Source organism: Algoriella sp., assembly GCF_036647415.1.
In the GTDB taxonomy this organism is placed as follows: Bacteria; Bacteroidota; Bacteroidia; order Flavobacteriales; family Weeksellaceae; genus Empedobacter.
Window position 1 is genome coordinate 46,096 of record NZ_JAVXKG010000020.1, and the last position, 13,767, is coordinate 59,862.

Below are 13,767 nucleotides of genomic sequence, written 5' to 3' on the forward strand. Positions count from 1 at the left end.
ATTAGTTAAATCAATTTGATTAAAGATTTAATCATTATTTTTACGAGAAGTTCTAATAAAAATCAAAATGTTAAAAGTAGGAGATAAAGTTCCAGATTTTAAAGGAGTTGATCAAGATGGAAATGCAATTTCTTACCAAGATTTTGTTGGTAAAAAGTTAGTTGTTTTCTTTTATCCAAAAGCAAGTACACCTGGTTGTACAGCTGAAGCGTGCGATTTGCGTGATAACGAAAATGCATTAAAAGCCCAAGGCTATCATTTGATCGGAGTAAGTGCAGACTCAGTAAAAAGACAAAATAATTTTGCTGAGAAAAATAGTTTACCTTTTCCTCTAATTGCAGACGAAAACCATGATGTTCTCAATGCATTTGGTGTTTGGGGACCAAAGAAATTTATGGGACGTGAATTTGATGGAATTCATCGTACAACCTTTATTATTGACGAAAATGGTATAATTACAGACGTAATAGAAAAAGTAAAAACAAAAGAACACGCAAAACAAATTTTAGAAAAATAAAAAAATATAATGAGCGATTTAGACAATAAGAAAAAAGCGTTACAGCTTATTCTTGATAAAATGGACAAAGCTTACGGTAAAGGAACTGTAATGCGTATGGGCGATTCTGCAATTGATGATAAAATAGAAGTTATTCCGTCAGGATCTTTAGGATTAGACATCGCTTTAGGTATTGGAGGATATCCACGTGGACGTGTTATCGAAATTTACGGACCAGAATCTTCTGGTAAAACAACATTAACTTTACACGCTATTGCAGAAGCACAAAAAGCTGGTGGTATTGCTGCTTTTATTGATGCTGAGCATGCTTTTGATCGTTATTACGCTTCAAAATTAGGTGTAGATGTAGAGAATTTAATTATTTCTCAACCAGATAATGGTGAACAAGCTTTAGAAATTGCAGATAACTTAATCCGTTCGGGAGCGATAGATATTATTGTGATTGATTCTGTTGCGGCTCTTACGCCAAAAGCGGAGATTGAAGGTGAAATGGGAGATTCTCGTATGGGATTACAAGCACGTTTGATGTCGCAAGCTTTACGTAAATTGACTGGTACTATTAATAAAACAAAATGTACAGCAATTTTCATTAACCAATTACGTGAAAAAATTGGTGTAATGTTCGGTAATCCAGAAACTACAACAGGAGGTAATGCCTTAAAATTCTATGCATCTGTACGTTTAGATATTCGTCGTTCAACTCAAATTAAAAATGGTGATGAAGTAATCGGAAATCATTCTAAAGTAAAAGTTGTGAAGAATAAAGTTGCTCCACCATTCCGTCAAGCAGAATTTGATATTATGTATGGTGAAGGAATTTCTAAAGTTGGAGAAATTTTGGATATGGGTGTTGAGAAAGGAATTGTTAACAAATCTGGTTCTTGGTATTCGTACAATGATAGCAAATTAGGACAAGGTCGCGATGCTGTGAAAGAAGTATTGAAAGACAATCCTGAATTAGCAGAAGAAATTGAAGCAAAAATTGTTGCTTTAATAAAAGGAGAGCCAATTACAGGTGAAGTTTCTGTTGATGATCCAGCAGATTTATTAGAAGACTAATTCTTTTTTTATATAATGATTTTAAGCTCTGAGGAAACTCAGAGCTTTTTTTGTGTAATAAAAAAAACCACTTCATTAGAAGTGGTTTGTCATGTTGAATTTATTTCAACATCGCATATTTTTAGTGAGAATCTGAAACGAGTTCAGATTGACATTTTTAAATTTACTCCAACAAATAATTTAATTTATACCCAAACATTCCACGTTCTTTTATTATTGCAGCCACACCTTCGGGACATTCGGTTTCCCAACCTTCTTCGGCATTTGCAATTTTTTCTAAAATTCGGCGCGAATATGAATCCAGATAACCTCTATTATAATTCATAATATCTTGTATTCTTCCGTTGTACAAGAAATATTTGTACAATTCATGTACGCTATCGCTTACCTGCAAGTTTTTAGAAGTTAATAATAAATCTTTTTCCTTGTCTAAGAATGGATATAAGTAGATTTTGACATCTTTTTTGAATAATTTTCCGAAAGCTTCCATAATTCCACCAGGTAAATCAGCATAATATTGTTCGTTAAAAATTTCGACCAAATTATTTACACCCATTGTTAAACCTATTTTGGTTTGATTTCGGGTAAATTGAGAAAAATAATCAACCAATTTATAATATTCAGAGAAATTAGAAATAATAACATTGTAACCTAAGTTACCAATAATATCTGCTCTATCTAAGAAATCACGCTCATTCAATTCACCTTCAAAACCAGAAGCAATAAGGTTAGAAAGTGTAATTTCGAACAAAATTTCTGTATTATCAGGTCGTACATTTTCTTCTTGTTTGAAGATTTCTAAACCACCTTTGAACATGTCCATATTCACATTCATAAAAGGACGAAAAGAACCACGAATTGCAAAGATATTTTTCTTGTAAAGAAGATCTGCTGGTAAAATATTTTTTCCTTGTGGATTAAAAACTGCAACATCTGTCATTCCATTTCTAACCAATTGTAAAGACATCAAACGATTGTCGACATATTTGAATTGTGGTCCACGAAAGTTAATCATATCAATTTCTAACTGATCTTTATCTAAAGTATCATATAAGGATTTAATTAATCGACGAGGATTATCGTAATAATAATATGCACCGTAAATTAAATTAACACCTAAAACACCTAAGGTTTCTTGTTGTAAAGCAGCCGAATTTTCTTTGAATTTTACATGAAAGATAATTTCATTTGCTTTTTCTTCTTCTGCATTTAATTTGAATCGAAGTCCAATCCAACCCTGACCTTCATTTTTCTTAGAATAATCAATTGTTGTTACCGTATTTGCGTAAGTAAAGAATGCTTTTTCTTTGTAATGATCATGCACAAGACGTTCTTTCATCAATTTCATTTCATGATCCAACATTTTCTTTAAACGTGCTTGAGTAACATAACGTCTATTCTCTTCGATTCCGTAAATAGAATCAGACATTTCCTTGTCATAAGCACTCATTGCTTTTGCAACAGTACCCGAAGCGGCACCAGCGCGATAAAAAAAACGAACGGTCTCTTGACCAGCACCAATTTCTGCAAAAGAACCGTAAATTTTCGGATTCAAATTGATCTCTAAAGCTTTTTGTTTAGGAGTAAGAACTTGTTCTAATGCCATAAGTATATTTCAAATAGTTTGTGGTAAATTTACAAATCATTATGGCTAAATCAAATATAAAAATACATTTTTTAGGAACAGGAACATCGCAAGGTATTCCTATTATAGGAAGTGATGAACCTGTTTGTCTATCAACTAATACGAAAGATAAGCGTTTGCGTTCATCATTATTATTAGAGAAAGATAATAAAGTAATAACAATAGATTGTGGTCCAGATTTTAGACAACAAATGTTACGCTATAATGCGCAACGATTAGATGGAATTGTTTTTTCACACGAACATAATGATCATGTATTAGGTTTGGATGATATTCGTCCGTTGGTTTTTAAATCTGGAGAGGATATGAATGTTTATGGTTTGAAACGTGTTTTGGACGAATTACACCATCGTTTTCCATACATGTTTTCGGAACATAAATATCCTGGTGTACCAACTCTAATAGAAAATTATGTAGAAGAAGATAAATTTACGGTTGCAGGATTTCATATTCAACCTATTAAAATATTGCATGGATCTTTGCCAATTTTAGGTTATTTGATAGATGATACAATAGCTTATTTGACAGATGTAAAAACAATTCCAGCAGAATCATTAGTTAAACTAAAAGGAGTTGAAATTTTAATTATTAGTGCATTAAGAGTAGAGAACGAGCATTTTTCTCATATTTTATTAGATGAAGCTATTCGATATGCAGATTTGATAGGTGCAAAGCAAACTTATTTCACTCATATTTCGCATCATTTAGGTTTTCATGACGAAATAGAAGCAAAATTGCCAATAGGTAAACATTTGGCTTACGATACATTAGAAATAATTCTGTAAAAAGTTTTAAAAATAGTTGGAGAAATAAACAAACTAATATTATATTTGCAACTCTAAAAGGCTCAGATGGCGGAATTGGTAGACGCGCACGACTCAAACTCGTGTTCCTTTGGAGTGTGGGTTCGATTCCCATTCTGAGTACATAAAAACCTTAACTTTAATTAGTTAGGGTTTTCTTTTTTGCTGTTTAGCCAGTATCTAGCCAATATATTTTAAATTTATTTTTATTATTTAAAATATTCTAATTATGTTTATTGTCTAATTTGCACTGATGGAAAGTTTTAAAAAAGAGAAATTATTTATTAAAAAATTTGCAGGAATTAAAGATGCTCAAATTGATATTAATAAATTTAATTTATTTATTGGAAGTTCAGCTTCTGGAAAAAGTATTACCATAAAGTTAGTATATTACTTTAAAGATATATTCCATGAAATTTTTGATACAATAATTGAATCCGAAGATAAACATTATTTCGTTAGAAAATTAAAAGAAAACTTCTATGAATTATTCCCTTATGGATGTTGGGGAGATGAAGATTTTGAAATACAATTTTTTTACAATGAGATTGATTATGTAAAAATAGAGAAAAACTCAAAAAATAAAAATATTAAAATTGAGTTTACTGAAAATATTCAAAAAGTATTTAAATATGGTAAGCGTTTACATAATAAAGTAAAAAAAGAAATTAATCGTTCAGATGAAATTATTTATGATTTTGAAATAAATCATAAAATTAGGTTGAGTTTTTATGAGTATACCAAAAAAAATATAGGAATAGATGCTGGTAATAGACAAATATTTATTCCAGCAGGTAGAGCATTTTTTTCAACTTTACAAAGCTCCATATTTAGTTTGCTTTCAAAATCAAAATCAGTTGATCCCTTCTTGGTTAAGTTTGGTTCTTTCTATGAAAAAATAAAACCATTTATTTCAGAAAGGAGTGCGGTAAAGAGGGATATGATATTAAAGGATTTCAATATTGATAAGAAAATAGAATCAATATTAGGAGGGAAATATACTAGACACAAATCTGATGATCTCATTGTTCATAAAGACAAAAGGAGAGTTAATTTAACTTATGCTTCAAGTGGTCAACAAGAAATATTACCATTACTTTTAATTTTAAAATCATTTTTATATTTCAATTTTAATGGACTGACTTTATATATAGAAGAACCAGAAGCTCATTTGTTTCCTTCTGCTCAAAAAAATGTTGTCGAATTGATAATTGGTATATTGAATAATTTAGAAATGAACAACGAGCTTTTCATTACAACCCATAGTCCTTATATAGTTTCAACATTTAATAATTTGTTATATGCAGGTAATTTATTAGAGGAATCAACATCTTTGAATAAAACTAAAATATTTGAAATTATCTCTGAAGATTACATTGTTAAACCTAATATTACTAGTGCTTATAGTGTTGAAAAAGGGGTGTTTAAAAATATAATAGATGATGAGGTTAAAATTATTGACGCTGATTATTTAGATAGTGCCTCTTATCTAATAGATGATGAATATGACAGTTTATTAAATATTGAGTTTGATGAGTAGTTGTATAAAAAAAATTAATTTAAAAATAATTACGTTATCAGATAAAAGGGGCGGAAGGAGTAAATTTATATTAAATAATAATAATCAAATAGAAATACAACGTATAGAAGTTGATGGTTGTTATATTAAACAAGGAAAAAGATGTGACTATATATTAAGTACTGAAAATTTTGACTTTTTAGTAGAATTAAAAGGAGAAGGTATAAAATCAGGAATTGAACAACTAGAAGATACAATTCATAAATTTTATGTAGGAGATTCTAAAAGTAAGAGAGGTAAAAAAGCTATTATTGTAGCTACTAAAACAAGCCCTAGTACAAGAAGTGCGATTAAAACAGCTAAAGCAAAATTTAAAAAATATAATTCTAGTTTAGAAGTTAAAAATCTAATTTTTGAAACGAGTATTTAAATATAAAAGCTATCAAAAAGATAGCTTTTATATTTAAAGATATATGATTCTGAGTACGAAGTAAAAGCTCGAAACATTTGTTTCGAGCTTTTTTTATTTACATTTTCCTTCTTGTATAATTTTCACATCAAATTTCCGACCTCTATCATCGATAAAAGTTGCTTCATTTTCATAAAATTCAGGAAGTTTATAATGTGTATTATCTAGCCAACCCTTATTTGGCCAATCTATTTTTTGTAAATAGTTGTTCTTTACAGTTATAGTTAATTGATATTTTTTTATAGACTTATTTGTTTCAACCTGAACATTCGCACAATATAGTCCATCTTCAATATTTTCATTTAAGCTACGAAAGTCTGAAGATGACGAACAGCTAAAAATTATAGAAAAACAAGAAAGTAAAAATATTTTTTTCATAGTTGTTTATTTAATATTCTCTTAACAATCCGATAATGTTTAATAAAGCTTTATAGAAATTGAGTTCCGTAAGTTTGCAACAACATAATCCTCATGTGTTATTCATATCATTTCTCAAAAATACTTCTCGCTATGAGGAGTTTTTTGTTTTTATAGAAATAACACCAAACTAATTGCCATTACAAACATACCAGCAATAAATCCGTACATAGATATTTTTTTTCCGGCATATTCTTGTGCAGTTGGCAATAATTCGTTGATAGAAATGTAAACCATCATTCCTGCAACACTCGCGAAAATTGCTCCAAATATAGACTCGTCAATAAATTGTAAAAGAACAAAATAACCGATTAAAGCACCAATTGGTTCCGTTAACCCTGATAAAAAAGAATAAGTAAAAGCTTTTTTACGACTTTTTGTAGCATAGTAAATAGGAATTGCAACAGCAATACCTTCGGGAATATTATGAATTGCAATAGCAAATGCAATTGACACACCATAAGCAGGGTCGTCTAAGGCACTAATAAAAGTAGCTAAACCTTCAGGAAAATTGTGAATTGATAAAGCCAAGGCAGAAAATAATCCTAATCGTAATAACTTTTTATCAGAAGTTTCATTTTTATCCTCTTTATTTTCGTGATGATGTGGAAGTAATTTATCAATCAAAATCATTAATACAATTCCAATAAAAAATCCTAAAATGGTATAACTATATCCTAATTTTTCTCCAAAAACTAGACTTAATGAAGTTTTTGCTTTTGCTAAAATTTCTACAAAAGACACGTACATCATTACTCCAGCAGAAATTCCGAGCATAGCGCCAAGAAATTTCGGATTGAATTTTTTGTACATCAAGCACAGTAAACTTCCTATTCCGGTGCTAATTCCTGCAAAAAAAGTTAAACTAAAGGCAAATATGATAGAGTTTGAAAACATTAAATTTCAAAAGTTAGAATTGTCTAACAAATTTATTTAATTATTTTTACTGAACCAAACAAAATATGATTTCTACAACTATTTCTTTACAATTTATCACTTTTAGTACGTTTTCTAATTGGATAAACTTATTTTTGTTCGGATAGATTTTTAGATTAAAATGGAATTATTAGACAAGAATATACAAAGTGAATCCTATCGTTGGATGTTGCAAATGGTTGATAAAATGGGGTTTTCAAGTTATTGGACTATTCTTTTGACTTCATTTATTTTGTCCATCGCATTGTTAATTATACTTTATGCAGTCGATTTTTTGTTGCGAAAAGTGTTGTTGTTGATTGTAACAAAAGCAATTTCGAAAACAAAAACGAAGATTGATGATTTATTAATAAAGAATAAAGTTTTACAATATTCAACACATTTGGTGCCGATTTTTCTTGCAGAAGAAGCAATTCCGCTTATTTTTCAGGGATTTCCGAATTGGATAAAAATTGCAACACAAATTGCTGATGTGGCTTTGGTAATCGCGGTTGGATTTTTATTTAATGCAATTTTCAGAACTTTTCGTGATTTTCTTCGTGGAAACAAATCTTTTGCCGACAAACCGATTGACAGTTATTTACAAGTTGCGAATATTCTGATTTTCTTTATTTGTGGAATTCTTACTTTTTCTATTCTGACGGGAAAATCACCTATCACATTTTTGGTGTCATTGGGTGCGGCTTCAGCGGTTTTGATGTTGGTTTTCAAAGATTCTATTTTAGGATTTGTAGCAAGTATTCAAGTTTCGATGAACGATATGGTGCGTGTTGGTGATTGGATTGAAATGACAAAATATGGTGCGGACGGAACGGTAACAGAAATAAATTTGGGAACCGTAAAAGTGCAGAATTTTGATAAAACGATAACTACAATTCCTACTTATGCGTTGGTTTCAGACTCTTTTCGTAATTATCGCGGAATGCAAAATGCAGGCGGACGACGAATAAAACGTTCGATAAATATAAAAATGAATTCGATTCGATTTGTTTCTGAACAAGAAATTGAAGAATTGAAAAAGATTCGCATGTTGCACGATTATATTGTAGATCGTTCGCACGAAATACAATTATATAATATGTCAAACAAAGTTGATCCGACTGTTTTGGCGAATGGACGACGAATGACAAATATTGGTTTGTTTAGACAATATATCAAAACATATACATACAATAGTCCTAATATCAGAAAAGATTTGATGTTTGAGGTTCGTCAACTTCAACCGACAGAACACGGATTACCTATTGAGTTGTTTATGTTTACAAATACAACGGCGTGGAATGAATATGAAATTATTATGGCAGATATTTTTGACCATGTTATTGCGGTTGTTCCGTTGTTTCATTTAGAAATTTTTGAATCGCCTTCGTCCGACGATATGCAAACTATTGCAAAAGCGTTGGCACAACGTTCAAACACAGAAGCAGAACTCTAAAGTTCTGCTTCTGTGTTTTCGTTGGGTTTATCGATCAAGTTTTTCATTAGATTTTTTAATTTTTGATACATAAATGATGTCGATAAAATCAAAATTCCTAAAACTATAAAAGATATAATTCTGAAAACATTGCTCATTTGCCAAACATCAATCAGATAAAGTTTCAGAATAATTAATCCAAATAATATAATTCCGACGATAGGAAAGGTTTTTAATTCTTTTTTCAAACCATAATACATTAATCCAAATCCTGAAATTGCCCAAATTATTGGTAATAAAATCATCGTAAAAATATCTTGTTGATGATCAAAATTATGTTCAGTAGAATTTACTGTTGTTATCATAAACAAATTATAACTCTCAAAACTTATGATGTAAACGAGTAATAATACAGAAATGATTTGTAGTGGAGTTGAGGTTTTGAAATCTGATCTTGTAAAAATTAAATAAAACAAATACGCGCTCGGAATAAGGTAAACGAGATAAATGAAATAGCTGCTTATCTTGAAATTTAGTTGATTTGCTTCATTCGGAATATCTGCAAAAAGTGGTAAAAGTAAAATACAAATTGCACCACCGATGTGTAAAACGAGCTGAATTGTTTCGCCTAATTTCAGTTTTTCTCGTACGAATAAAAGACTTGCAATAAATAATAATGTATAAATAAAGACATAACTTGTGATGAATGTCGCAGAGAAATAAGGTTCTATTTGGTAAATTAATTCGAATAAAATTCCTGTATAAATGAATAATATAGACGTTAGGATAAAAATAAATTTGGAATGTGAGAGTTTAAAACCAAGAAAATGTTCTTCGGTTTCGAAATCTTTCATCAAATAAATATTGATAATTGTACAAATAGAAACGATGAAACTTGTTATAAATATGTGATTGAAGATAACAGGTAAATGATTTTCTGCGTCGATATAATCAATCCAATTGATACAAAGAAAAATGAATAAGAATGGAAACATCACAATAAATAATATTTTGAAAATGTTTTCGCCACTTTTTTTCCATAAAAATAACAACAGACTAGATTCTATTGCAAAACAAATAGAAACAACATTTGCTTCAAATCTTAACGCAATTACAAGCGTAATCAGAGAAATACTAAGTGCAATTAATGTATTTTGCAATAATTTGTGTTGCGTTGTTTTGTAAATATAAAACGCAAACAAAGCATTTATAACTCCGAAAATTGCCGTAATAGTTGCCGAATAATCAATTTCTGCATTTACTAAAGAGAGTAAAATAACCGAAACAAGTGTATTTGTAATAAATAAAATGCAATTCCAGACTGAGAATTCTTCTTTTCGGAAATAATTAAACAAAGTTGTCGTCGCAAAAATGATATATATAAGGACAAAGAAAATATATTGCGTTTGCGTATGTTCTACATCAATCCAAACAAAACTATAAATCGCAGTAAACAAAAAGGCAATATGTGTAATAATTTGCCAATTTTTTCGCCACGACATAAGTAGCATACTTAGATTGAGAAGTAGAATGTAAGAAAACAGAAAGACAAAATTACTTTCGCCAGTGCTAATCATTAGCGGAGCAGAAAAACCACCAATTATAGAAAAAATAGCTAAAACTTGACGATTATACAAAAATGCCAAAATGATAGAAAAAATTGTAACAACGGTAAGTAGCGTAAATGTGGTGTTTTGACTGAGAATATGATATTCGCGAAATGCAATGGTTAAAGTAAAATAGAGAACAGTTAATCCGCCGCCAATTAAGATAGATGAAAATATTTCGAAATTCTTCCTGATTTTATGAGCTAGTCCGATAATTGTTAATCCAACAACAAGTCCTATTATTACACGAAAAGTTTCATTTATCCAATCTTGGTCTATCGCATATTTTACGAAATAAGCAATTCCGAGAACCAGAGTTACAATTCCGAAAATGGTTAAAAAATTATCTTTTACAAAAGAAATCGTATTATTAATAAACTGGTCAAACGTGTTTTCTGTTTTTTCTTGCGGAGGAAGTTGGTCAAATATTGGTTTATTTTCTTCGAATAAAACGGGTTGAGGTTTAGCTTGTGCAACAATTTTTTCCTGAATTGGTTCTTCAATCTTTGGTTGATTAATTTCAGGACGAATTGTTTCAGGTTGTTTTGCAGGAGTTTTTGGTTGCTTATCTAATTCTTCTTGCAAAAATTTAATTTTCAACTCTTGATAATCAATCATTTTTTTAAGTTGGGAAACTTTATTGAACAAAATGATAATCAAAACAAATATAATTGTGGCGATAATAAATTCCATAGCATTAATATAAGGTAGGTTGAAGTTAAGCAATTATTTTAAAACGTTTTAATATTTAAATCAACATATACCAAAATGAATCTATTTTCGTTATCCTACAAAATATTTACTTTTGCTGAATGTTTAAAAAACTCTATACATTATGTCTTTTGGTCTGTTCGTCTGCAATTTTTGCGCAAGACGGTACACGAGTGTATGAATTTTTGAACATTACGACTTCGGCTCGTCAAGCAGCTTTGGGTGGAAATGCAGCAACTTCTTGGGATGCTGATCCAAATTCATCATTGTGGAATCCTGCTTTGATGAATAGCGAAATGCATGGTCAATTTGGTGTCAATTATGTCAATTATATTGCAGATGTCAATTTCGGAACATTTTCTACGGTTTATGAAATAGATCAAAATAACTTTTTATCTGTTCATGGTCAATATGTTGATTACGGAAAGTTAATTGGGACAGACCAAAACGGGAATGTAACAGGAAATTTTAAAGCAAATGATGCTGCAATTACAGTTGGTTATGCACGTGTTTTGGGAGATTATTGGACGATTGGTGCAAATTTAAAATATATTAATTCTACAATAGAGTCATACAAATCATCTGCAATTGCAGGAGATGTAGGATTGTCTTACCACGATTTTGATAAAAATATCAATGTTTCCTTGGTTGTTCGTAATATCGGGAAGCAAGTAAAAACTTATAGTGGGAAGGAAGAAGATATGCCAACGCAGGTTAATTTGGGAATTACGCACAGACTAGAGCATGTTCCGTTAGAGTTCACTTTCTCGTTACACGATTTACAAAAGTTTGATATTTCTCAACCTTATGGTAAAAATGGACAAGAAGTTTCGGGTGGACGAAAATTTATAGATCATCTTTCTGTTGGAGCCGAATTATTTCCCGAATCAGATTTTAATATGCGTTTAGGTTATAATTTCAAGCGTGGAAACGAATTATCTGCAGAGGGAATTAGATCATTATCAGGTTTAACTTATGGTTTCGGAATACGTATTAATGCATTTCGTTTTGAGTTTGGTCATGCCAATTACCACAAGTCCGGAGGTTCTAATCATTTCGGAGTTCTTATCAATTTAGATCGTATAATTAATGGACGAGATTATTGGCGAAGCAATCCTTGGTTATAAAATATTTCTAAACAAAACTTAAAATATTATCTTTGTCATCTATTTCTAATTTTAATGAAAGAAGATTTAATCATTGCAATTGACGGATTTTCGTCTACAGGCAAAAGTTCGATGTCAAAAATTATTGCAAAAAACCTTAATTACACACATATTGATAGTGGTGCAATGTATCGCGCCGTAACTTTATATGCCTTTCAGCATCATTACATTGTAGATGAAAATGTCGATATAAATGAATTGGTTAAACATATAAATGATATTAAAATAGAATTTGTACAAGATCCAATTACTCAAAAAAATATAACCTATCTAAATGGAGAAAATGTAGAGCAAGAAATACGCACTATGAAAATCTCTAAAATGGTAAGTCCTATATCCGAAATTCCAGCTGTACGCGACTATTGTGTGGCTTTACAACAAAAAATGGGCGAAAATGGTAGAATAGTTATGGATGGTCGTGATATCGGAACAACTGTTTTCCCAGATGCTGATATCAAAATTTTTGTAACTGCTTCACCAGAAATTAGAGCAAAACGACGTTTTTTAGAATACCAACAACAAGGTAAAGATATTACAATAGATGAGGTTCTAAAAAATGTTAACGAACGCGATTACATAGATTCTCATCGTGCCTATTCACCACTTCGCAAAGCAGATGACGCTATCGAGGTCGATAATTCTGAGATGAACCTTCAACAAACCGTTGATAAAGTGATGCAGATTATTCAATCAAAACAAACAAACTGATAAATAAATACTCCAAGCTCGAAATTATTTCGAGCTTTTTTAATTCTATATATAGAACTTGTCTTTGTCCTTTTGAGCCTGTCGAAGAATCTCCATTATCTATTAAAATATATAAAATACGTCCTGCTGAACTCGTTTCAGCATCACATCAAGAACTCTTTTTAAATACATTTCCAGCTCACACTGCAACTTTTCCCGATTCCTTGTGCCAAAGTACCCTGCTCTGAATTTGCTTAAAACCAGCAAATCATCCCTGTCTAAACATTGCTTGTAGTGAAAAAGACATCTTTTTGTCATTCTGAGCCCGTCGAAGAATTTCTATATCTATATATTAATACAAATATTGTCCTGTTGAACTCGTTTCAGCATTACATCACAAAGAATCCACTTTTTTTTAAACTCTTTTTGAATACATTTCTAGCTTACGCTGCAACTTTTCCCGAGTCCTTACGCCAAAGTATCCAGCTCTGAATTTGCTTAAAACTGCAAATCATCCCTGCCTAAACATTTCTTGTAGTAAAAACAATATCCTTTCTGTCATTCTGAGCCCGTCGAAGAATCTTATTCATCTCTCTTTCGAAAACATTATATAGACGTTTTCTCTTTAAAAATATATCGTCATTAAATTACTTTTCTATTTATATTCTTTAAAACGCTCCAAATAGAACACCCTATTTCCTTTAAAATCTCCCGACTTTCCTACTTTTTCACTTCAAAACACGACGTACACTAAAAAGTTTTAAAAAATATTTACCGTTATACCAGACAGTTAAGTATTAATTGTAAAATAAATGTA

General features: G+C 30.5%; 12 protein-coding genes and 1 tRNA gene. 9 read left to right on the plus strand and 4 right to left on the minus strand.

Annotated elements, in window-relative coordinates; all coding sequences use genetic code 11:
- Positions 1-61: 61 nt before the first annotated feature.
- Positions 62-517, plus strand: coding sequence for a thioredoxin-dependent thiol peroxidase (bcp, locus tag RSC72_RS09695; RefSeq protein ID WP_332544542.1), 456 nt, complete (start codon positions 62-64; stop codon positions 515-517).
- A 9-nt stretch (positions 518-526) separates the two neighbouring features.
- Positions 527-1,576, plus strand: coding sequence for a recombinase RecA (recA, locus tag RSC72_RS09700; protein ID WP_332544519.1), 1,050 nt, complete (start codon positions 527-529; stop codon positions 1,574-1,576).
- A gap of 163 nt (positions 1,577-1,739) precedes the next feature.
- Here recA and RSC72_RS09705 read toward each other — a convergent pair whose 3' ends face one another.
- The gene (locus RSC72_RS09705; RefSeq protein WP_332544518.1) at positions 1,740-3,182 is read right to left on the minus strand and encodes a TonB-dependent receptor; all 1,443 of its coding nucleotides are present in this window, start codon (positions 3,180-3,182) and stop codon (positions 1,740-1,742) included.
- Positions 3,183-3,223: 41 nt separating this feature from the next.
- Between RSC72_RS09705 and RSC72_RS09710 the strand changes: the two genes are divergently transcribed.
- The 4 genes from RSC72_RS09710 to RSC72_RS09725 all read left to right on the plus strand — a co-directional run bounded on the left by RSC72_RS09710 (position 3,224) and on the right by RSC72_RS09725 (position 5,973).
- Positions 3,224-4,006 carry an MBL fold metallo-hydrolase gene (locus RSC72_RS09710; protein ID WP_332544517.1) on the plus strand — a complete coding sequence of 261 codons (783 nt, stop codon included), beginning with the start codon at positions 3,224-3,226 and terminating at the stop codon, positions 4,004-4,006.
- A gap of 60 nt (positions 4,007-4,066) precedes the next feature.
- Positions 4,067-4,147, plus strand: a tRNA-Leu gene (locus RSC72_RS09715).
- A gap of 130 nt (positions 4,148-4,277) precedes the next feature.
- Positions 4,278-5,564, plus strand: a complete 1,287-nt coding sequence (locus RSC72_RS09720) for an AAA family ATPase (protein ID WP_332544515.1) — start codon at positions 4,278-4,280, stop codon at positions 5,562-5,564.
- The gene (locus tag RSC72_RS09725; RefSeq protein WP_332544514.1) at positions 5,557-5,973 is read left to right on the plus strand and encodes a hypothetical protein; all 417 of its coding nucleotides are present in this window, start codon (positions 5,557-5,559) and stop codon (positions 5,971-5,973) included. The genes RSC72_RS09720 and RSC72_RS09725 overlap by 8 nt, the downstream gene beginning before the upstream one ends.
- 93 nt (positions 5,974-6,066) lie before the next feature.
- Here the strand turns inward: RSC72_RS09725 and RSC72_RS09730 are convergent, their stop codons facing one another.
- Both RSC72_RS09730 and zupT read right to left on the minus strand, forming a co-directional pair.
- Positions 6,067-6,390 carry a hypothetical protein gene (locus RSC72_RS09730; RefSeq protein ID WP_332544512.1) on the minus strand — a complete coding sequence of 108 codons (324 nt, stop codon included), beginning with the start codon at positions 6,388-6,390 and terminating at the stop codon, positions 6,067-6,069.
- Positions 6,391-6,540: 150 nt separating this feature from the next.
- Positions 6,541-7,326: a zinc transporter ZupT gene (gene zupT / locus RSC72_RS09735; protein WP_332544510.1), complete on the minus strand. Its 786-nt coding sequence runs from the start codon at positions 7,324-7,326 to the stop codon at positions 6,541-6,543.
- A 160-nt stretch (positions 7,327-7,486) separates the two neighbouring features.
- Here zupT and RSC72_RS09740 point away from each other — a divergent pair, with 160 nt between their 5' ends.
- On the plus strand, positions 7,487-8,800 hold the full coding sequence (locus tag RSC72_RS09740; protein ID WP_332544508.1) for a mechanosensitive ion channel family protein: 1,314 nt from the start codon (positions 7,487-7,489) through the stop codon (positions 8,798-8,800).
- Here RSC72_RS09740 and RSC72_RS09745 read toward each other — a convergent pair.
- A complete protein-coding gene (locus RSC72_RS09745) occupies positions 8,797-11,004 on the minus strand; it encodes a DUF2339 domain-containing protein (protein ID WP_332544506.1) in 2,208 nt (735 codons plus the stop codon). The genes RSC72_RS09740 and RSC72_RS09745 overlap by 4 nt on opposite strands.
- 194 nt (positions 11,005-11,198) lie before the next feature.
- Between RSC72_RS09745 and porQ the strand changes: the two genes are divergently transcribed.
- Both porQ and cmk read left to right on the plus strand, forming a co-directional pair.
- On the plus strand, positions 11,199-12,224 hold the full coding sequence (gene porQ / locus RSC72_RS09750) for a type IX secretion system protein PorQ (protein ID WP_332544504.1): 1,026 nt from the start codon (positions 11,199-11,201) through the stop codon (positions 12,222-12,224).
- A gap of 54 nt (positions 12,225-12,278) precedes the next feature.
- Positions 12,279-12,971, plus strand: coding sequence for a (d)CMP kinase (cmk, locus tag RSC72_RS09755; RefSeq protein WP_332544502.1), 693 nt, complete (start codon positions 12,279-12,281; stop codon positions 12,969-12,971).
- The last annotated feature ends 796 nt before the right edge of the window (positions 12,972-13,767 follow it).